This is a genomic window from Acidobacteriota bacterium (assembly GCA_026393755.1).
In the GTDB taxonomy this organism is placed as follows: Bacteria; Acidobacteriota; Vicinamibacteria; order Vicinamibacterales; family JAKQTR01; genus JBAXOX01.
Window position 1 is genome coordinate 348,539 of the sequence record JAPKZO010000040.1, and the last position, 21,142, is coordinate 369,680.

Genomic DNA, 21,142 nt, shown 5'->3' on the forward strand with positions numbered 1-21,142 from the left:
CTACGCGCGCGGCACGACCTTACGCTTCCTGTTGGCGAACTCTGGCGCTTCGCGCACGCAGGTGCCAAGAATCCCGAATGACTTCCCGAAAGCGCGTGCGCCCATTCTCGGCACTTCGGCCGGGGCGGTGCCAACGTCAGGATAGCCGTCCGCATTGGCCTTCACGCTCGCGGTTTCCCAGTTCTGGAACAGGCGCCCCCACTCGCTCGACAACACGTCCTTCATCATCCGGTCCGCGTTCATCGGGTACCAGAAGCTGTCGTGGTACATGACGCTGGCGATGTAGGCCCACGGCGCGAGCACGGTCTTGAGGCTCCACTCGATCGGCTTTTTGAGCGGGCCCCAGTAGATCAGTTGCTGCATTCTCGACGCGAACGTCATCTTCTTGAACGGCCCGACAAAGTGCCAGTTCTCGGCGGCCGCCGACTGGTCGCCGACGATCTCGATGTCGCGCGGATCCCCGCATCCCAGCCCCGCCTCGTGCGCCAGACGGATGAACTTGATCGACATCGGGTCGATGCCCATCAGCTTTGCCGCCACGGCGTCGATGGCCACCTGATCGGCGCTCGCCAGGATCACGTTCTTCACCTGCGGCATCATGCAGCGCGGTCCGGGGCCATCGCCCGCGAAGGTACCGTCCATGACGGCGAACACGCCTCGATGGATCTTCTGCTGGATCATCAGCAGGTCCACGAGCGTCTCGTGGATCACCGGGTGCGTCCAGTGCCGCCGCTCGTTCAGCAGTCCGCCAAACGCATTCTTCATGGCGCCGGTCGTCGTCGTGAAGACGTGCGTCTTGACGGTCGGCAGGTGGATGATGTTCTCGCCGATGAAGCGCCGCGGAATCATGAATCCCTGCGGGTACACCTCGTTGAGACAGAGGAACTTCTTCGTCAAGTCGCCGACGGCGTCTTTGATCCCAATCCACTCCTCGCCCTCGTAGAGGTGGACGTTTCTCAACCCGTGCGCCTCGACGACGTTGACCTGCTTGTTCTCACGCTCGCCGAGATGCGCGTCGATGACCACGGTGCGGTTGTGGCACGCGTGGACCAGCGCCGAATCGTACCCGTCGGTCTTGAGCGCACGGATGACGCCATCCAGCTGCCACGGCACGGTTGAGCTGCCGGGAAAAAAGAAGTGCCAGGAGATGTTGACCTTGAGCGCCGTGTCCGCGTCTTTCGCGATGACGTCCTGGTACCGGGCCAGGTTCATCAGGTCGTGGTAATCCCTCAGGACGGTCCCCGGGCGCGTACGCAGGATGGCAACAGTGGACTTGGCCATGAAGAGTTCCTGAAGTTTCTATTCTAGACCGGATTGGAGAGACCAGGCTTCGGCGGCTGTCTGTCCGGTTGATCCGGTTCCAGTGCTAAGATTCGCCCGTCGTCACGCCCCGACCGTTGCGGGAGAACTGAGCGAAAGCGAGCATGGATCAGACCACGCACAACAGAATCGTCTCATTCGTCTGGGGCATTGCCGACGATGTGCTCCGAGACCTGTTCAAGCGCGGCAAGTACCCGGACGTGATTCTCCCGATGTGCGTGATCCGGCGCATGGACGCCGTTCTCGAGCCGACGAAGAAGGCGGTTATCGAGACCAAGAAGATGCTGGACGAGGCCGGCATCACCGAGCAACGGGCCGCGCTCGCCGACGCCGCTCGACAGGCGTTCTACAACACGTCGCGATTTACGCTACGTGACCTCAAGTCCAGGGGCAGCCAGCAGCAATTGCTCGCCGACTTCGAGGACTACCTCAACGGCTTCTCGCAGAACGTCCAGGATATCCTCGACAACTTCAAGTTCCGGAACCAGTTGTCGACCCTGTCCAAGGCCGACGCCATCGGCACTTTGATCAATAAGTTCCTGGACCCCGAGATCGACCTGTCTCCGGCGGGCATCGACAACCACGCTATGGGAACAATCTTCGAAGAACTTGTCCGCAAGTTCAACGAGGAGAACAACGAGGAGGCCGGCGAGCACTGGACGCCGCGCGACGCGGTCCGCCTGATGGCCAACCTCGTGTTCCTGCCGATCGAGGCTCAGCTCAAGTCCGGTTCGTACCTGCTCTACGACTGCGCGTGCGGCACGGGCGGGATGCTGACAGTGGCCGAGGAGACGCTGAAAAGCGTTGCTGCGACGCACGGTCTTCAGATTGACAGCCACCTGTACGGCCAGGAAATCAACCCTGAGACGTACGCTGTCTGCAAGGCCGACATGCTGCTGAAAGGCGAGGGCGAACGAGCCGACCGCATCGTCGGCGGCGCGGAATGGTCCACGCTTTCGCACGACGCCTTCCCGGCGCAGGAGTTCGACTTCATGCTGGCGAACCCGCCCTACGGGAAGAGCTGGAAGAAGGACTTGGAGTCGATGGGCGGCAAAGACGGGATGCGCGACCCGCGCTTCAGGGTGATACACGCAGGCGAAGAGTTGTCGCTGGTGACGAGGTCCAGCGATGGTCAGATGCTGTTTCTCGCCAACATGGCGTCGAAGATGAACGACCGCTCGACGCTCGGCAGCCGCATCGCGGAGGTTCACAACGGCAGTTCGCTTTTCACCGGCGACGCCGGGCAGGGCGAGAGCAACATCCGGCGCTGGCTCATCGAGAACGACTGGCTCGAAGCCATCGTCGCCCTGCCGCTCAACCTCTTCTACAACACCGGCATCGCCACTTACATCTGGGTGTTGTCGAACAAGAAGGCCGCGCACCGCCAGGGCAAGGTGCAGCTCATCGACGCAACCCAATGGTTCAAGCCCTTGCGTAAGAACCTCGGCAAGAAGAACTGCGAGCTCGCGCCCGAAGACATCGAGCGCATCAGCCGGACGTTTCTTGATTTCACTGAAACGCCCGAGTCGAAGATCTTCCCGAACGCCGCGTTCGGGTATTGGAAGGTAACGGTTGAACGGCCGCTTCGGTTGCACAGCCAGCTTTCTCTCAAGGCCATCGAGACGCTGCGCTTCACGTCAGGTGACGAGGAGATTCGCGCCACGCTCTATGAGGAGTTCGGCGACGACCTTTTCGCGAACTTCGAGGAGATCTCCGCGGCGTTGGAGAAGCGCCTCGCCGAGTGGGATGACGACGGGGAAGAGGCCGAAGACGAGGGCGGCGAGGCGAAGAAGGGCCTACCAGAGAAGCAGAAGAGGAAGCTGCTCGATTCCCGGACGTGGGAGCGAGACGGCCGCCTTGTCCGGTCCGCCCTGGAGTTGCGCGCGGCTCTCGGCGACACCCTCTTCGAGGATCACAACGTCTTCCAAGACCAGGTGGATGCGGCACTGACCGCGGCGGATATCAAGCTGCCGGCAGCGGACCTGAAGCAGATCATGAAGGGGGTCAGCTGGCGTGTTGAGACGGCGCCGCCGGTCATCGCGAAGGTTCACACATTCAGCAAGCGTGGGAGGACCACTTCCGTACAGGCCGATCCGCTTCGCGGCTTGTTCGAGGCGATGGTCAACGGCAAGCCCGCCATCGTCGAATTCGAGCCTGATTCCGACCTGCGGGATACGGAGCAGATTCCGCTGTTGGAGGACGGCGGCATCGAGGCCTTCATCCGGCGGGAAGTGCTGCCCTACACACCCGACGCGTGGATCAAAGACGACGCCACCAAGTTCGGCTACGAAATCAGCTTCACCCGCCACTTCTACACGCCGCAGCCGTTGCGCACGCTCGAGGAAATCAGCGCCGACATTCTCGCCATCGAGCGCGACGCCGAGGGGTTGCTGGATGGATTGCTGAAGGGCGGCGAAAGGTGAAGACGAAGAAGCCCGCCCGGAAAACCAAGACCACCCCAGCCAGGCGCGTGGTCGCAGCGCCAATTGAATCCAGCTTCGCGGAGGTCGTCAGCCTCATCGAGCAGGCGCGAAGGCGCGCCTATCAGGCGGTCAACACGGAGCTGGTGGGTCTGTACTGGACAATCGGCAAGTACATCAGCGGGAAACTCGCGACGGCAGAATGGGGCGAAGGCGTCGTCGACCACCTGGCGCAGCATCTCTTTGTGGCACTGCCGGGGCTACGCGGCTTTACCCGACGGAATCTCTTTCGAATGCGTCAGTTCTATGAGACCTACGCCGGCGATGAAAAAGTGACACCACTGGTGACACAATTGCCATGGACTCAGAACCTCGTCATTCTCATGCAGTCCAAGCGGCCAGAAGAGCGGGAGTTCTACCTGCGCATGGCCATACAGGAGCGATGGGGAAAGCGAGAACTGGAACGGCAATTCCGTCAAGCCCTTTTCGAGCGCACCGTCGTACATCCCCCACGAGTGTCACCGGCAGCGAGGCAGATTCACGGCGACGCCGTTGGCAGTGCCTTCAAGGACGCCTATTTCGTTGAGTTTCTGGATCTACCGAGGGTGCACACGGAGAGCGATCTGCATCGGGGCCTGCTGGCGCAGCTCAAGGAGTTTCTCGGCGAACTTGGGCGCGACTTCTGTTTCGTTGGCTCAGAATACCCGGTGCAAGTTGGCGGGCGTGACTTCGCGCTCGATCTATTGTTCTTCCATCGCGCACTCAACTGCCTGGTGGCGATCGAACTGAAGGTGGACCGCTTCGAGCCGGAGTATTTGGGTAAGCTGGAGTTCTACCTTGAGGCCCTCGACCGCGACCACCGAAAGCCTCATGAGAACCCGGCGATCGGAATGCTGCTATGCGCCTCAAAGGACAGCGAGGTGGTCGAGTACGCCCTCAGTCGTTCGCTCTCACCCGCGCTCGTGGCTGAGTACCGCACCCAACTGCCTGACAAGAACGTGCTCGCCGCCAAACTACACGAGTTCTATGCGCTCAACGCGCCGGAGCCGGCAGCAGAAGAGCCAACCCGGCAGAACAGACAGCGAGGCTGAGGGTGACGGCGTCCCTCGAGTTTGTCCGATTCGCGCAGGCCGCTCGCCACACGCGGTTACTCTCCGCGTTGACGAGGCATCCCGGTGGGAAGTTCGGCTGCGGTTCCGCCGCCTCCAGTTTCCGTAGCCGACCGCTGCCTCGCTGGTCGGACGGAAATTGTGACGCACGGCGCCATGAATGGGGTCGGACATACTACCACTTGCCGCCGCAGATAGAAGATGCCTGCGCCCAGGTAGCTACAGAGCACGATGAACCGAACCTCAAGCTCGTGCAGACATCATTCTCGGTTGTTCCAAATGTGAACGCTGTGCGTTCAGAATTCGGCTCGACCGGCGACCGCTTCGAGCGTCGCGCCGAACTCGTCCGCGAACAATTGATGATCGCCGATCGGACCGACCGCCTCAGGGGCACTGACGAGAGCGTCAAGCCATGATCGCCGACCTCAAGCCGTACCCGGAATACAAGGAGTCGGGACTGCCGTGGCTCGGCCGGGTGCCCAGACACTGGCAGCCGATGCGCCTGAAACGAATCCTGCGGCCCATCGACCAACGTTCGTCGACCGGACTTGAGACACTGCTGTCATTACGGCGCGACCACGGAATCGTCGTCTATGCGGAGCACTTCTCAAGGCCACCGCAAGGGGCCACCACGATCGGATTCAAGCTGGTTCGGGTGGGCCAACTCGTGGTCAATCGTCTGCAAGCAAATAACGGCCTGATTTTCAATTCCAGCCTTGGTGGCCTCGTCAGTCCCGACTACTCAGTGTTTGAACCGAGAGTTCCAATATCGATGGACTACCTGGGGGCGTTGCTGCGGATTGCGCCGTATCGCGACTACTTTCGACGCGAATCGACTGGCCTCGGAACCGGGAGCGCCGGGTTCCTTAGGCTGTACGACAACAGCTTTCTCGCCACGATGGTCGCAACACCGCCACTTCCGGAGCAGGCCGCGATCGTGCGGTTTCTGGGCTGGGCGAACGGCCGGCTGGATCGGGCAGTCCGAGCGAAGCGCAAGGTGATTGCACTGCTCGCCGAACAGAAGCAGGCCATCATCCACCGCTCGGTCACCCGCGGGCTGGACCCCTCCGTACCGCTCAAATCGTCCGGCATTCCCTGGATTGGCGACATTCCACGGCATTGGGAGACCATCAGTCTCCGAATGCGGTATTCGGTTGAACTAGGGAAGATGCTGGATGGAGGACGGAATCTCGGCCGCTATCCGGTCTCGTATCTGAGGAACCGGGATGTGCAATGGGACAGAGTCGTGGTCGATCACCTGCCAACGATGGATATTCCGCCTGCGGAGTATTCACGCTACACGCTACAAAGAGGTGATCTACTGGTTTGCGAAGGTGGGCAGGTCGGACGCTGCGCATTCTGGAACGGGCAACTACCATTATGCGGATTTCAGAAGGCCCTTCACCGCATTCGCAGCCTTGACGTCAATCGTGACTATCCCCGCTACCTCTTCTACCAATTGCAGGTCGCGGCCACGCGCGGGGTATTTTCCGCCGACGGCAACGAGAACACTATCGCCCATCTGACCTCCGAGAAGCTCCGGCGGCACCGTCTCGCTTTTCCACCATCCTCCGAGCAGAGAGCCATTGCGGATTGCTTGGACGTCGAATTGAGGCAGTTCCAGCAAACGATTTCCCGCCTCAGCCGCGAGATCGACCTTCTGCGCGAGTACCGCACTCGGCTCATTGCTGACGTTGTGACCGGCAAACTCGACGTGCGCGAGGCAGCGGCGCGACTGCCAGAAGAACCTGAATCCGATGCCGCCGCCACCGTGCTCGGCGCCGACGATGCAGACGGCTTGAGTGACGACACCGAGCCAACCGACGAGGAGGCGACTGGTTGACGGCGGCTGTCCTCGCGTGTAACAAAGCGAGAAACCATGACTGAACCCGACCCGCACCGAGCAATGTCGCTGCAAGTACTGGCAGCTCAGAGGATTGGGCTTTGTTTAGACGGCTTACGATTCCGAGGCTTAACAAAGCCCCAAACAAAGGGACAATAGAGCCGCGGTCGTTGTTAACGCCAGTGAATGCAAGGGTTTGTGGGGTTGCCTGTTGGTTGATCGGTAATTGATGGAAGCCGCACTATGACCACCGATACGAGCGAGAAGGGCCTCGAAACTCTCATCATGCGCCACATGACCGGCACGGATGGCCTTCCAGTCACTGCGTCGGATGTCGTGGCCGAGACACCTTCGCCCTACGGCGGCACTGGCTACCTGGCGGGTCAACCCACGGACTTCGACCGCAGCCACGCTCTGGACGTGGTGCAACTCTTCGAGTTCCTGCGCGCCACGCAACTCAGTGCCTTCAAGAAGCTGTCATTAGCCGGCGCCGATAACCCGAATGACATCAACCGACTCAAGTTCCTCGCTCGCGTCTCCTCCGAGATTGGCAAGCGCGGCGTCATCAACATCCTGCGCAAAGGCGTGGATCACGGGCCGGTTCATGTCGACCTCTTTTATGGCACGCCGTCGGAAGGCAACGAGAAGGCAGCGGCGCTCCACGCCCAGAACCGCTTCTCGGTCACGCGGCAGCTCGCCTACTCCACCGACCAGACGCGCCGCGCGCTCGATCTGTGTGTGTTCATCAACGGCCTGCCGATCGCCACCTTCGAGCTGAAGAATAGCCTCACCAAGCAAACGGTTGAAGATGCGGTCGAGCAGTACCGCCGCGACCGCGACCCGCGCGAAAAGCTCTTCGAGTTCGGCCGCTGCGTGGTCCACTTGGCCGTGGACGACAGCGAGGTGCGAATGTGCCCCGAGCTCAAGGGCAAGGCCTCGTGGTTTCTGCCGTTCAACAAGGGCTGCAACGACGGCGCCGGCAATCCGCCCAACCCGCTCGGCCTCAAGACCAGCTACCTCTGGATGAATGTCCTCACGCCTACGGGCCTGACCGATATCCTCGAGAACTACGCCCAGATCGTGGAGACCAAGAACTACAAGACGGGCAGGAAGACACGCAGCCAGGTCTTCCCGCGCTACCACCAACTCGATGTCGTGCGGGAGGCTTTGGCTGACGTGCGAATGGAGGGCGCTGGTAAACGCTACCTCATCCAGCACTCAGCCGGCAGCGGTAAGTCGAATTCGATTGCCTGGCTTGCGCATCAACTTGTCGGCGTCAAACGCAACGGCATAGAAGTGTTCGATTCGGTGATTGTCGTCACCGACAGGCGCATCCTCGACGATCAGATCCAACGGACCATCAAACAGTTCATGCAGGTCGGTGCCACGGTGGGCCACGCCGAGCATTCAGGCGATCTCCGCAAGTTCATCGAGCAACGCAAGAAGATCATCGTCTCGACGGTGCAGAAGTTCCCCTTCATCCTCGACGAAATCGCCACTGAGGCCGGAAAGACCTTCGCCATCGTCATCGATGAGGCGCATTCGAGCCAGGGCGGCAAGACGACGGCAGCCATGAGCAAGGCGCTGGGCGACGCGACCGAGGAGGAGCGGGCGGAGGCGGATCCCGAAGACGCGGTGAACGACGCGCTCGAGCAGCGCATGGCGGCCCGCAAGATGCTGACCAACGCCAGTTACTTCGCCTTTACCGCCACGCCAAAGAACAAGACGCTGGAGATGTTCGGTGAGGCGCTGCCGCCGGATGGGGACGGCAAGGTCAAGCACCGGCCGTTTCACAGCTATACGATGAAGCAGGCGGTCGAGGAGCGATTCATCCTTGACGTGCTTAAGTGCTACACACCGGTCGAGAGTTACTACAAGCTCGTCAAGAAGGTCGAGGACGATCCGGAATTCGACGCGAAGAAAGCCAACAAGAAGCTCCGCAGGTACGTCGAGAGCCACGACCACGCGATCCGGCGCAAGGCGGAGATCATGGGTGACCATTTCCACGATCACGTGCTGGCGGCCGGCAAGATTGGCGGGCAGGCGCGAGCGATGGTGGTGACGAGCGGTGTCGAGCGCGCGATCCAGTACTTCCACGCGTTCAAGACCTATCTTGAGGAGCGAAAGAGCCCACACAGGGCCATCGTCGCCTTTTCTGGCGAGTACGAGTACGCCGGGGCCAAGGTCAGCGAGTCGTCGCTGAACGGTTTTCCGAGTCGCGAGATAGCGGAGAAGATCCAGACCGACCCCTACCGTTTCCTGGTTTGCGCCGAGAAGTTCCAGACCGGTTACGACGAGCCTCTATTGCACACGATGTACGTGGACAAGCCGCTCGCCGGCATCCAGGCCGTCCAGACGCTCTCGCGCCTCAACCGCGCGCATCCGCAGAAGCACGACTGCTTCGTCCTCGACTTCCAGAACAATGCCGAGACGATTACGTTTGCGTTCCAGGACTACTACCGCACGACGCTGCTCAGCGAGGAGACGGACCCCAACAAGCTGCACGACCTGAAGGCGGCGCTGGACAGCGCCCAGGTGTATTCGGCGGAGCACGTGCAGCAGTTGGTGGAGTTGTTCCTCGGGGGAGCAGAACGGGACAGGCTCGATCCGATTCTTGACGCGTGTGTCGCCGTTTACAAGGTGCGACTGGACGAGGACCAGCAGGTGGAATTCAAGGGCAAGGCAAAGGCCTTTTGCCGCACGTATGACTTTCTGGCCTCGGTCATGCCTTATTCAAATAGCGCATGGGAGAAGCTCTCGATCCTGCTCAATCTGCTCACTCCCAAGCTGCCCGCGCCGAAGGAGGAGGATCTCTCCAGGGGTATTCTCGAAGCGATCAACATGGACAGTTACCGCGTTGAGAAGAAGGAGGTCATGAAGATCGCATTGGCGGATGATGATGCCGAGATCGACCCAGTGCCAGCGGATGCTGGCGGCCACAAGCCCCAGCCAGAGTTGGACCGGCTGAGTCGTATCCTCGAATCGTTCAACCAACAGTTCGGCACCCTCTTCACGGATGCCGATCGGGTCGCCCGCCGGATCCGCGACGACATCGCACCCAAAGTGGCTGCCGACCAGGCCTATCAGAACGCCAAGGAAAACACGCCACACACGGCGCGGATGGCCCACGATCAGGCACTGGGCAGGGTTATGCAGCTCTTGCTCAAGGACGACACACAGGTCTATAAGCAGTTTGTCGAGAACGAGTCCTTCCGCCGGTTTGTAGGCGATATGGTGTACGCCATCACCAGCCCATGACCGTGAGAGAAAGGCCAAGGCCTTCTGTGTGGCGCGGCCTCAGGACGACCTGTCGTCCGACACACGGACGAGCAACTTGCCGGTGTTCCCGCCCGCAAAGAGCCGATTGATCGCGATCGGGGCGTGCTCGAGGCCGTCGACGATGTCGGTGCGGTAGCGCAACAACCCCTGGGACATCCACTTGCCGAGCGCGGCGAACGCCTCCGGGAACCGGGCCGCGTAGTCGAGGATGATGAAGCCCTCGATCCGGGCGCGTTTGATGAGCACGTTGCCGATAAAGCGGGGTCCGGGTGGCGGGATGGACTCGTTGTACTGGGAGATGAGGCCGCAAAGCACGATCCGCGCGCGCTCGTTGATGAGGGCCAGCACGGCATCGAGAATGTCGCCTCCGACATTCTCGAAGTGCACGTCGATGCCTCCGGGGCAGTGCTGCCGCAGCCGCCTGAGGACGGGTTCGCGCTTGTAGTTGATCGCCGCGTCGAAGCCGAGCTCGCCGGTCAGCCAGGCGCACTTCTCGTCACTGCCCGCGATGCCCACGACGCGGCACTCGAGGATCCTGCCAATCTGACCGACAAGCGAGCCCACCGCGCCCGCCGCACCGGACACGACAATCGTCTCGCCCTTCTTCGGCCGGCCGATATCGAGCAGACCGAAATACGCTGTCGCCCCGATGTAGCTGAAGACCGCCGGGTAGGCGTCGAGCGGAATCCCTGGCTGCCGCTCGAACCGGCTGACCGCGGCTCCGTCGATCACGCTGTAGACCTGCCAGCCGAGCATGCCCTGCACGTAGTCGCCTGCCCTGAGCGCCGCGTGACGCGACGCCTCCACGACGCCAAGCCCAAAGCCGCGCATGACACTGCCAAGCGGAATCGGCGGCAGATAGGTTGCGGTGGCGTTGGCCCAACCGCGGTTGGTCGGATCGAGCGACAGGTACACGACGCGCACGAGCACCTGGCCATCCGCCAGATCCGGCAGCGGATCTTCGGCCCACTGGAAATCCTCTGGCTTGAACACGCCTCGCGGCCGGGCGGCCAGCTTCCACGCGCGATTGGTCATGGTCCCCATGGTCTGTTAGGCCTTGATCGTCTCGAGGCCGTGGGCGTGCGGGCCGGTCTCGCTGCGGCGCAACAGGAACGCAAACAGCAGCGCCGCGAACCCCAGGCCCGAGAACGCCCAGACCATGCCGGCATGGTAGCCCGCGGGATTGGCCGCGCCGGCTTTGGCCGAGTCGTTGAGCGCCCCCACTGCCAGATTGAATCCGAACAACCCGATGTTCTGGATCATGGTCATCAGGCCGTACGCGGTGCCCAGCCTGCGCTCCTCAACCACGTATGCGACCGAAGGCCACATCACCGCGGGTATCAACGAGAACGCGATCCCCATCATCGCCATCGGCACGTAGAGGGAAATCCCTGTGTAGCCGATGATCGCGTACACCGGGATCAAGAGCGCGGCCCCCAGGAACATCAGCGAGGCCCGCTTCCCGATCTTGTCGACGACGGCGCCGAACGTCGGCGTCCCGATCATCGCGAACACGGTGAGCATGCCAACCAGCCACGAGGCCAGTTCGGGTGTGGTGCCGCGCGCGTCAATGAAGTACTTCTGCGCGAAGGTCTGGAACGGGAAGATTCCGGAGTAGAACGTGACGCACAAGAGGACGATGAACCAGTAGGACTTGCCAAAGCCGAACAGATCCTTGAACACGACCTTGTCGGTCTTCCCGGCTTTGCCAAGCGCGTAGCGCTTTTCCGCGTTCGCCTCGAGGCCCCAATACAGCAGCGCGCCGACGATGCAGAAGACGCCGAATGCCACCGACAGCACCAGCGGCCCCTTCCACGTGACGTAGGCGAATCCCGCCCAACTGGGCGACACCTGCGCCGCGAGCGAGCCGAAGCGCGAGATGGTCAGGTTGATGCCGAACGCGAAGCTCAGTTCCTTGCCCTTGAACCACCTCGCGATGGCCGTCGTCACCGCCACGATGAGCGACTCGGCGCCGAGGCCGAAGATGAGACGGCCCGCGGTCATCACCGCGACTGTGGGCGGCACGTGGCTCACGTCGAACGCCGACCCGGCCACCGCGAGCAGTGCGTTGACGGCCACGCCGAGCGGCGCCAGCATCGGCAGATCCGGCCACGCCGTGACGGCCGCCCCGATGAAGCAGATCGTGCCGAACAGCAGCGTCGACTTCTTGGTGCCGATCCGATCGATGATGAATCCGCCGATGAGCACCATCACGATGTTCGGAAAGCTGTAGATCGCCTGGAGCAGGCCAATGCTCGCATCCGAAAAGCCCTGCTTGGCGAGCAGGGGCGCCAGCGGCCCGATGCAGTCGTAGACGTAGTAGTTGCCGAACATCGCGAGGCTGATAAAGACGAGCACCAGCCAGCGGTAGGCGCGCGGCGGCTGCGGGCGCACGGACGTTGCGGACGAATCAGTCATGAAGAATCTCGCTCTCGCGTTTCGAGCCCGGAATCCGGACATGCGATTTCAAGACCCGTGCTCGCGGCCCTTGAAAAGGGTCGCCCACGCAGGTCTTGAAATCGTCCCCAGTTAACCTTTCAGCGCCGCCAGTTCCTTCCCCGACTCCGCCTCGATGTCCTTGTGCAAACTGTTCCCGTGCGCATCCATCGTCACGATCACCGGGAAGTCCTTGACGTGCAGATGCCACATCGCTTCCGGGACGCCGAATTCGAAAAGCGACACAGCGTCAACGCGCTCGATGCAGCGGGCGTAGAACTGCGCCGCGCCGCCAATCGCGCTCAGGTACACCGCGCCGCACTCCTTCATGGCGTCGAGCGTCTTGGCGCCCATGCCGCCCTTACCGATGATGGCGCGCACGCCGAACTTGCGAATGACGTCGGCCTGGTACGGCTCTTCGCGAATGCTGGTGGTCGGCCCGGCGGCATTCATCTTCCACCGGTCGCCGTCCTTCACCGCCACCGGCCCGCAGTGATAGATCACGCCGCCGTTCAGGTCGACGGGCGGATCGTTCTTGGCCAGGTACGCGTGGACCGAGTCGCGGCCCGTGAACATGCGTCCGTTGAGCAGCAGGACGTCGCCGACCTTGAGCGCGCGGACCTGTGCCTCGGTGAGCGGCGCGGTCAGCACGACTTCGCGCCCGGTGCGCTTGAAGCCATCCTTGTCCGCCATCGGCACGATCGGGCTCGCCGGATCGCGATACTGCCACCGCTTGATCGCACCCGTCGTCGCGTCGAGGACCACGCCGAGCCGGCGGAACGCCCAGCAGTTGTACGCGATCGACACAAAGAAGCAGGCAGGCAGCCGATTGAGCGCCGCGATCTTGCACCCGATCAGCGTCGTCCGCCCGCCGAAGCCCATCGTGCCCACGCCAAGCCGGTTGACCGTGCCCATGATCGTGGCTTCGAGTTCGGCCAATTGCGGATCCGGATTCACGTCATCGAGCGTCCGGAACAGCTGCGCCTTCGCGCCGGCGTATCCGCTGGCGCGATCGCCGCCGATGCACACACCGATGGCGCCCGGCGCGCACCCTTTGCCCTGTGCCTGCCACACGGCGTGAAGAATGCACTTGCGAACACCCTCGAGATTCCGGTCCGCGCGGCCCAGATTTGCCAGTTCGACCGGCACCGCATATTGGGCGTTACAGTTCTCGCAGCCGCCGCCCTTGAGGACCAGCTTGACCTCGATCTCGCCAGCCGACGGCCACTGATTGAAGTGGATGACCGGTGTGCCGAGACCGAGATTGTTGCCGGAGTTCTTGCCAGTGATGGAATCGACCGAGTTCGGACGCAGCTTCCCGCGCTTCGTGGCTTCCGCAATCGCCTTCCGGACTTCCTCTGCCATCCACAGTTGATCCGCCTCTCGCGGCGCGTGGATTTCGAAGGTCGGCATGCCGGTGTCCTGGCAGATGGCGCCTTCGACGTCGGCAGCCTGATCGATGTTGACGTTGATGATGCACAGGGCCTGGCCGGCGCGCGTCGCGGCGGGTTCCAGATCGGTAGCGGTCTTCATGGCCGCGCGAACGTCGGGGGGCAGTTCAGACGACGTCTTGACGATGAGTTCAAGCATGCTCGAAAAGAATTCTGGTAACATGAGGCCAGAGTATATACCGATTCCAGATGATGGATTAACCCGTTCATGTTCAGCAGGATACGGCTCGCAGCAATGTTGTCGGCCGTCGCGCTTCTCGCTGCCGGCGGGGGATCGCTCGGGGCGCAGGGCGGCGTGCGGCACGGCCGATTGTTTCCGCCCGAAAATCTCGGCTTGCTCGAGGGACCGGACCGCGATCTCTGGCAGATGCCGGGGCCAATCATGGATGCGCTCGGCATCGCCGACGGGTCGGTAGTCGCCGATCTGGGGGCAGGCGGCGGCTGGTTCACGATTCGCCTGGCGCGACGGGTCGGCCCGAACGGAAAGGTCTATGCCGAGGACATCCAGCGCCTGATGCTCGAAGCGACCCGGCGCCGCATCGCGCGCGAGGGCCTTCGCAACGTGGAACCGGTGCTTGGGACCGAATCGGACGCGCGGCTACCGGCAGGCAAGATCGATGCGGTCCTGGTCGTGGACACGTACCACGAGATCAACGACCCCGTGCCGCTGCTGCGGAACCTGGCGCGATCGTTGAAGCCGCAGGGACGCGTCGGCGTCGTGGATTTCCGGAAGGATGGCCTGGGCCCCGGCCCGCCGCTCGACGAGCGCGTCGATCCGGACCTGATCGTGCGTGATGCCGAAGCGGCGGGACTGAAACTGGCGCGGCGAGAGACGTTTCTCCCGTACCAGTTCTTCCTGATCTTCGTGAGCAAGTAGACGCTAGCGCCCGAGCACCTTCCAGATACCCGGCAGGATGGTCGCGGCGATCAGGAGTTTGACCAGGTCGGCGGCGACAAACGGATAGCAGCCGGCGGCGAGTGCGGCCGACAGCGCGCCTCCACCCATCGCGGGGGCGAACTGTAGTGTGAGCATCGCAACTCCGCCAGCGAAGATGATGGCGAGACCGGCGGCCATGGCCACCACCGATGTCAGGTAGCGGCGATCAAATCCGCGCTCGGCAAGCCGGCCTGTTACCCACGCCGCGAGCGGGTAGCTCAGCAGGAACCCGCCAGTGGGACCGACGAGCCGGAGGATGCCCTGCGGAAGCACCGGCGACGCGGCAAATACCGGAAGCCCCGCCGCGCCGGCCGCCAGGTAGAGCATCTGGCTGGCGACACCCAGCCGGGACCCAAGCGCGGCTGCGCCGAGCAGCACGATCATCGGCTGCAGCGTCAGCGGCACGGGAGTGAACGGCAACGGAAGGCTGACCTGGGCGGCGGCCGCGGTCAACACCGTGATGAACAGAACACTGGCGACAAGAATGGCGCGCGAAGACGGCGGCGCCAACCGGTCAGTGACGGCATTCAGCAAAGACGCATTGGTCATGTCATCTCGGATTCTAGCGTATGAAGAAGGCACTGACAATCGCCGGGAGTGATTCGGGGGGCGGAGCCGGCATCCAGGCCGACCTGAAGACGTTCGCCGCGCACGGGGTGTGGGGCACGAGCGCGATTGCGGCCATCACCGCGCAGAACACGCTCGGAGTGACCGCCGCGCTGCCGCTTCCCTGCGACATCATCACGGCGCAGATCGAGGCCGTCGCGAACGACATCGGCGTCGACGCGGTCAAGACAGGCATGCTGGCGACCGCCGCGATCGTTTACGCAGTCGCCGACGCGGTGGCGCGGCTCGGACTGATCAACCTCGTGGTCGACCCGGTGATGGTCTCGAAAAGCGGCGCCGCCCTGCTGGCCCGCGACGCCGTCGATGCCGTGCGTAGGCAGCTGCTGCCGCGCGCCGCGGTGGTCACGCCGAATACGGAGGAAGCGGAGGTCCTGACCGGCATTACCATCCGGAGCGTGGAGGACAGCCGGACGGCGGCGAGGCGGATTCATGACATGGGACCAGCCGCCGTGGTCGTCAAGGGCGGGCACCTGTCGACCGCCGACGTCGTTGATGTGCTGTTTGACGGCCACGACCTGACCGAATTCCGTCACGTGCGTGTGCCGGGGACGAACACGCACGGCACAGGGTGCACGTTTGCAGCCGCCATCGCGGCACACCTGGCGCTCAACAGGACGATTGCGGAGGCCGTTCCGCTGGCCCAATCCTACGTCGAGGGAGCCATTCGTCATGGCGCCGCAGCCGGCCGGGGGGTGGGGGTCCTGAATCACTTCTGGAACGGGGCTGCGCGGTTATACTGAAGTGTTGACTCCAATGCCGCAGACGCTGCTGGGCATCACTCGCGACGCACTCGACCTTGCGGCACTCGTGGGGTCGATCACCGAGAGCGCCGACCAGCCGCCCGGCCGGCACGGGGCCATCGTGACGTTTCTCGGAGCGGTTCGGGGCGAGAACCTCGGCCGGCGCGTCGTCCAGTTGGAGTACCAGGCCTACGAGCCTCTGGCCGTGCGGGCCTTTGAGATCATCGCGTCCGAGATCGCCCTTGCCTGGCCTGGGACGCGGCTGGCGCTGCATCATCGGATTGGGACGCTGCGGCCGGGAGAGATCAGTGTCGCGATTGCGGCGGCCGCGGAGCATCGCGCCCAAGGGTTCCAGGCCTGCCGCTACGCGATCGAACGCGTAAAGCAGATTGCGCCGATCTGGAAGCGCGAGGTCTTTGAAGGCGGCGAGGCGTGGATTGAGGGCGCGACAGCCGACCCGGCGGATTCGGCGGCTCGGCAGATTGCGTACGAACGCGCATGCAGATAACGATTCGCCTGTTCGCGCGGCTGCGGGACATCGCCGGGACGGCCGATCTGGTGCGAGAGGTGCCAGAAGGCGCCACGGTGGAATCGGCCTGGAACGCGCTTGCCTCGGAGTTCCCGGCGATGGCGCCGCACCGGTCAGCCTTGTCGGCAGCCGTCAACGCGGAGTACGCGCGATTCACCCGGGTGCTGGCCGAGCGGGACGAGGTGGTCTTCCTGCCGCCGGTGTCGGGTGGCTAGCGCGGGGACAGAAGTAAGAAGGAAGAACTAAGAAGCTCCTTGCTTCTGATGAGGATCGGGAATGCTCGATAAGCTGAATTCGGTCGAAGCGAGATACGAGGAACTGCTCGCGATGCTGGGATCGCCAGGGGTGCAGTCGGACGCGGGCCAGTACCGGATCAACGCCAAGGCGCTGGCGGAGATCGAGCCCGTCGTCGAACGTTTTCGCGAGTACAGGAGCGTCACCGCGCAAATCGCCCAGGCGGAGGAACTGGCCAGGACCGATGACGCGGAGATGCGCGAGATGGCACTCGAGGAAGTGCCGCCACTCAAGGCGAGAGCGGAGGTGCTGATCGCGGAAATCAAAGTCCTGCTCGTGCCCAAGGACCCGAACGATTCCAAGAACGTCGTGCTGGAGATTCGAGCGGGCACCGGCGGCGACGAGGCGGCGTTGTTTGCGGCGGACCTGTTCCGGATGTACAGCCGTTATGCGGAACGGCAGGGCTGGCGCGTCGAGGTCCTCTCGACCAGCGAGAACGGCATCGGCGGCACCAAGGAAGTCGTCGCAAGCATCGAAGGCAAGCTCGTGTACGGCCGGTTGAAGTACGAAAGCGGCGTGCACCGGGTGCAGCGCGTGCCGGCGACCGAGGCGAGCGGCCGAATCCATACGTCGACGGCGACCGTGGCCGTCTTGCCGGAGGCCGAGGAAGTCGACGTGGCGATCGACGCGAAGGACCTCCGCATCGACACGTTCTGCTCGAGCGGCCCCGGCGGCCAGAGCGTCAACACGACGTACTCGGCTGTGCGAATCACGCATATCCCGTCGGGACTGGTGGTCTCGCAGCAGGACGAGAAGTCGCAGATCAAGAACCGGTCGAAGGCCATGAAGGTGCTGCGGGCGCGGCTCTACGAAATGGAGATGCGCAAGCAGCAGGAAGCCATCGCCAAGGATCGGCGCAGCCAGGTCGGTACCGGAGAGCGGTCGGAGAAGATCCGGACGTACAACTTCCCGCAGAGCCGCATCACCGATCATCGGATCAACTTCACGACGCATCGGCTGATGGACGTGCTCGACGGCAACGTGACCGAACTGATTGACGAGGTGATCACGCACTACAACGCCGAACAGTTGAAGGAAGTCACGACGGTGAGCGAGTCGTAGGGGCGCGATTCATCGCGCCCGCCAGATGCAACGGGATGAACGCTACCAATACACTGCACGCGATCATCCAGCAGGCCAGGCAGCGCCTCGAACGCGCCGGCATCCATCCGGCCGAGGCGGCGATTGACGCGGAAGTGCTGGCTCGACACGCCCTCGGCGGATGGGAGCGGGCGCAACTCGTCACCAACTGGCGTGAGCCAACCCCGGCAGGATTTGTCGACCGGTACAACCCGCTCGTTCAGCGCCGCGAGCGTCGCGAGCCGACCGCCTACATCACAGGCCACCGCGAGTTCTGGGGCCTCGACATCGAGGTTGGACCGGGCGTATTGATCCCGCGGCCCGAAACAGAGTTCATCGTCGAGGAGGCGCTGGCGCGTGTCACCCCGGATGCGCGGCCTCGAGCCAGCGAGACGACGGTTCCTCCGCGTCCCCGCTCACGCAAGCCGCCCCTCGACGTTGCTCGGGGCGGTCCTGAGCTCGCCGAAGGGCCGGCAAAACACGTCTTGGAAAGCCGCGTTTTGCAGACCCACGCGGTCGGGTGTTACGTCCGCATCGCCGACGTCGGAACCGGCAGCGGCTGTCTGGCTGTCTCGCTGGCGCACTCGCTGCCCGAGGCGCGTGTCGTCGCGACCGACGTGTCGGCCGACGCGCTTACGATTGCCGCTCGAAACATCAGCCGCCACGACGTACGACACCGCGTTTCGCTCCTGCGATGTGAACTCCTCCAGGCGACCGCCGGGCCGTTCGACTGCATCGTGTCGAACCCGCCCTATATCCCGACAGCGGATCTGGCTTCACTGCAGCCGGAGATCCTGGGTTACGAACCGCGGCTCGCGTTGGACGCCGGACCCGACGGGCTCGACCTGATTCGGCGGCTCGTGCCAATGGCCGCCAGCAGACTCGTGCCTGGCGGATGGCTCATCTTCGAATTTGGCGACGGGCAGGCGTCCGGCGTGCAGGAGATCATCACGGCCGAACCGCATCTGGCAGTGGTAGCATTGCGCGACGATCTGGCCGGCATCCCGCGGGTGGCGGTCGCGCGCCGGACCTGGAGGAACGTATGAATTGCCTGTTCTGCCGCGTGATCAGTGGCGAGTTGCCCGCCAGGAAGATCTTCGAGGATGACGCGCTGATCGCGTTCCACGACATCAATCCGCAGGCGCCCGTCCACGTCCTGATCGTGCCGCGCAAACACATCAGCACGCTTAACGACGTCACGCCAGACGACGAACCGTTGATCGGCCGGATGCACGCCCGTGCGGCGGCGCTCGCCCGCGAGTTCGGCGTCGCCGAGCGCGGCTATCGCACGGTGTTCAACTGCAACGCCGAGGCCGGCCAGACGGTGCTCCACATCCACCTGCACGTGCTCGGCGGGCGTCCGATGGCCTGGCCGCCGGGATAGGACGGGCACGGCATGCCGTGCCCCTACGGCGCCCGGGATGGATCCCGCGGCCCACGCGGGCTGCTTCTCCGTCACCGATTCGTGTTGGTGAGCAGGTAGCGGCCCTGCTGTCGATCCGCGTGGCGCTCGAAATCCACCACCGCGTATCCGCGCTGGAGGTAGTGATTGAAGAGGTCGCGGGTCGCGAAGCGCCACGATTTGGCAAGCCCGGGATCGCCGGTCAACATCTCGGTGAACTCGCCGGGAACCACGACGGTCAGCCACGGCGCGTCCGCGCGGAGCGTCACGCCTTCGCACGCGGTCCATCGGTCCCGCCTCTTCACGACGTTCGCGGGCAGCGCGCGGTCCCAGCCCTCTCTCCAGGTCAGCGCGCCGGCCGCCGTCTCGTCGGGCGCGGCAACGGCCTGCTCGACCCGAGGCGTCCGCATCCACCACTGCGCGACGAACCGGTCGGTCGGATTGCCCCGGTGCAGCACGCTGCTCGACTCGCCGTAGACGTTCTCGACGTAGTCCTCGACGACCACGCCCAGCCGGCGAAAGTTGAGATGCGCGTTGACGGTCTGCAGGGGATCATACGTCCACTCCATCAGGTCGAGGCCCATCTCCATCGAGATCCGTCGCTGCTCGATCTTCAGTTCGCGCCCGACGCCGGTTCCACGGTACTCAGACAGCACACCGAGCATGTGCGACCACTGCATCGGCCGGCCGTGCTTGATCCCGGCGATTGAATACACGAAGGCCACAAGTCGGGCGCCCTCGAAGGCGCCGAGCAGGATGCCGCCGCGCTTCAGCGTGATCACGAACATCGGAATCCCGACCGCGTCCTCCGGATCGTCATATCCCCAGATCTCGCTCTCCAGAGCCATCACCTGGCGAAACTCGTCGAAGGTATGGAGAGCGCGGATCGTCATGCGCGAGATGCGTGCTTCAGTCATTCGACCTCGCTCCATGCACTGATCCGGATCCAGGTGACGACAGCAGCAGGTCCGGCAGCTCCAGCAAGGACGCGATTACCGGCACGTCCTCGTAGCCCGGACCGAGCGATCGCTGCAGCGGGCTCGACAAGCCGACGCCCGATCGGCGCACCAGCACCGCGCGCATGCCTGCCTGGCGGGCGCCCTCGATATCGTGCTTCACGCTGTCGCCGACCATCACCGCGTCGCCCGGGACAACGTCAAGCGCCGCCAGCGCCGCGTCGAAAATGGACCGATGGGGCTTGAGAAAGCCGTGCTCGGCCGACGACACCGCCGCCGAGATGAGGCCTCCCAGAGCAAAGTGCGCCGAGAATTCCTCCAGCGGACGCTGCGTGTTCGAAATGAGCCCGATCCGGATTCCGGCCTCAGCCAGCCGCTTCAGCGCCGGCTCGACGTCGTCGTACAGGAAGAAGTGGTGGCACTCGGCCCATTCCTGGTAGATGTCACGCGCGGCATCCTGCGTGGCCGGGCCCGTGCCGCCCATCTGTTCGATGATGCTCCGTGTATAGTCGACAAACAGCTGCGCGTCGTAGTTGTGTTGCTTGACTTCGTCGAGGATCGGCGCCGAAGACGCGACTGCGGCACGGAATAGCGACGGATCCACCCTCACGCCATGGCGCGCGCAGAAGAACTGGTAGCCCTGGCCCTGGAGGGTTGGCCCCGGATAGATCAGCGTGAAATCAACGTCGAAGAAGACAGCACGTGTCATGCGGTGCGGC

Annotated in this window: 19 protein-coding genes; 12 read left to right on the plus strand and 7 right to left on the minus strand. The window is 63.5% G+C overall.

The annotated features are described in order from the left end of the window. Positions 1-1,281 carry a DUF362 domain-containing protein gene (locus NTV05_18540; protein ID MCX6546393.1) on the minus strand — a complete coding sequence of 427 codons (1,281 nt, stop codon included), beginning with the start codon at positions 1,279-1,281 and terminating at the stop codon, positions 1-3. Between the two features lie 143 nt (positions 1,282-1,424). On the opposite strand from NTV05_18540, the gene NTV05_18545 reads away from it, so the two are divergent. From NTV05_18545 to NTV05_18565, 5 genes are all read left to right on the plus strand, one after another. Further along, positions 1,425-3,743 carry a class I SAM-dependent DNA methyltransferase gene (locus tag NTV05_18545; GenBank protein ID MCX6546394.1) on the plus strand — a complete coding sequence of 773 codons (2,319 nt, stop codon included), beginning with the start codon at positions 1,425-1,427 and terminating at the stop codon, positions 3,741-3,743. 47 nt (positions 3,744-3,790) lie between these two features. Beyond that, the gene (locus NTV05_18550) at positions 3,791-4,831 is read left to right on the plus strand and encodes a PDDEXK nuclease domain-containing protein (protein MCX6546395.1); all 1,041 of its coding nucleotides are present in this window, start codon (positions 3,791-3,793) and stop codon (positions 4,829-4,831) included. Between the two features lie 200 nt (positions 4,832-5,031). Beyond that, complete coding sequence (locus NTV05_18555) at positions 5,032-5,265, plus strand: hypothetical protein (protein MCX6546396.1); 234 nt, start codon at positions 5,032-5,034, stop codon at positions 5,263-5,265. Further along, entirely contained in the window at positions 5,262-6,692 is a 1,431-nt protein-coding gene (locus NTV05_18560) for a restriction endonuclease subunit S (protein MCX6546397.1), read from the plus strand. Before NTV05_18555 ends, NTV05_18560 begins: the two co-directional genes overlap by 4 nt. Positions 6,693-6,935: 243 nt before the next feature. Next, positions 6,936-9,950, plus strand: coding sequence for a type I restriction endonuclease subunit R (locus NTV05_18565; GenBank protein ID MCX6546398.1), 3,015 nt, complete (start codon positions 6,936-6,938; stop codon positions 9,948-9,950). A 39-nt stretch (positions 9,951-9,989) separates the two neighbouring features. Here NTV05_18565 and NTV05_18570 read toward each other — a convergent pair whose 3' ends face one another. The 3 genes from NTV05_18570 to NTV05_18580 all read right to left on the minus strand — a co-directional run bounded on the left by NTV05_18570 (position 9,990) and on the right by NTV05_18580 (position 14,021). Continuing rightward, positions 9,990-11,015, minus strand: coding sequence for an NADP-dependent oxidoreductase (locus tag NTV05_18570; protein ID MCX6546399.1), 1,026 nt, complete (start codon positions 11,013-11,015; stop codon positions 9,990-9,992). A gap of 6 nt (positions 11,016-11,021) precedes the next feature. After that, on the minus strand, positions 11,022-12,389 hold the full coding sequence (locus NTV05_18575; GenBank protein ID MCX6546400.1) for an MFS transporter: 1,368 nt from the start codon (positions 12,387-12,389) through the stop codon (positions 11,022-11,024). Between the two features lie 111 nt (positions 12,390-12,500). Beyond that, on the minus strand, positions 12,501-14,021 hold the full coding sequence (locus tag NTV05_18580; protein ID MCX6546401.1) for a FumA C-terminus/TtdB family hydratase beta subunit: 1,521 nt from the start codon (positions 14,019-14,021) through the stop codon (positions 12,501-12,503). Between the two features lie 72 nt (positions 14,022-14,093). Here NTV05_18580 and NTV05_18585 point away from each other — a divergent pair, with 72 nt between their 5' ends. Further along, positions 14,094-14,735 carry a class I SAM-dependent methyltransferase gene (locus NTV05_18585; protein MCX6546402.1) on the plus strand — a complete coding sequence of 214 codons (642 nt, stop codon included), beginning with the start codon at positions 14,094-14,096 and terminating at the stop codon, positions 14,733-14,735. 3 nt (positions 14,736-14,738) lie between these two features. On the opposite strand, the gene NTV05_18590 is transcribed toward NTV05_18585, so the two are convergent. Further along, entirely contained in the window at positions 14,739-15,344 is a 606-nt protein-coding gene (locus NTV05_18590; GenBank protein ID MCX6546403.1) for a biotin transporter BioY, read from the minus strand. A 20-nt stretch (positions 15,345-15,364) separates the two neighbouring features. Here NTV05_18590 and thiD point away from each other — a divergent pair, with 20 nt between their 5' ends. The 6 genes from thiD (at position 15,365) to NTV05_18620 (ending at position 19,449) form a co-directional block, all read left to right on the plus strand. Next, positions 15,365-16,162, plus strand: coding sequence for a bifunctional hydroxymethylpyrimidine kinase/phosphomethylpyrimidine kinase (gene thiD, locus NTV05_18595; protein ID MCX6546404.1), 798 nt, complete (start codon positions 15,365-15,367; stop codon positions 16,160-16,162). A 13-nt stretch (positions 16,163-16,175) separates the two neighbouring features. Beyond that, positions 16,176-16,670 carry a molybdenum cofactor biosynthesis protein MoaE gene (locus NTV05_18600; protein MCX6546405.1) on the plus strand — a complete coding sequence of 165 codons (495 nt, stop codon included), beginning with the start codon at positions 16,176-16,178 and terminating at the stop codon, positions 16,668-16,670. Next, positions 16,661-16,906, plus strand: coding sequence for a molybdopterin converting factor subunit 1 (moaD, locus tag NTV05_18605; protein ID MCX6546406.1), 246 nt, complete (start codon positions 16,661-16,663; stop codon positions 16,904-16,906). The genes NTV05_18600 and moaD overlap by 10 nt, the downstream gene beginning before the upstream one ends. Before the next feature lie 61 nt (positions 16,907-16,967). Then, positions 16,968-18,047: a peptide chain release factor 1 gene (prfA, locus tag NTV05_18610; protein ID MCX6546407.1), complete on the plus strand. Its 1,080-nt coding sequence runs from the start codon at positions 16,968-16,970 to the stop codon at positions 18,045-18,047. A 35-nt stretch (positions 18,048-18,082) separates the two neighbouring features. Next, on the plus strand, positions 18,083-19,111 hold the full coding sequence (locus NTV05_18615) for a peptide chain release factor N(5)-glutamine methyltransferase (protein ID MCX6546408.1): 1,029 nt from the start codon (positions 18,083-18,085) through the stop codon (positions 19,109-19,111). After that, the gene (locus tag NTV05_18620) at positions 19,108-19,449 is read left to right on the plus strand and encodes a histidine triad nucleotide-binding protein (GenBank protein ID MCX6546409.1); all 342 of its coding nucleotides are present in this window, start codon (positions 19,108-19,110) and stop codon (positions 19,447-19,449) included. The genes NTV05_18615 and NTV05_18620 overlap by 4 nt, the downstream gene beginning before the upstream one ends. A gap of 71 nt (positions 19,450-19,520) precedes the next feature. On the opposite strand, the gene NTV05_18625 is transcribed toward NTV05_18620, so the two are convergent. Together NTV05_18625 and NTV05_18630 are read right to left on the minus strand one after the other, a co-directional pair. Next, positions 19,521-20,384: a hypothetical protein gene (locus tag NTV05_18625; protein MCX6546410.1), complete on the minus strand. Its 864-nt coding sequence runs from the start codon at positions 20,382-20,384 to the stop codon at positions 19,521-19,523. Then, the gene (locus NTV05_18630) at positions 20,377-21,132 is read right to left on the minus strand and encodes an HAD family hydrolase (GenBank protein MCX6546411.1); all 756 of its coding nucleotides are present in this window, start codon (positions 21,130-21,132) and stop codon (positions 20,377-20,379) included. Before NTV05_18630 ends, NTV05_18625 begins: the two co-directional genes overlap by 8 nt. Positions 21,133-21,142 lie beyond the last annotated feature (10 nt).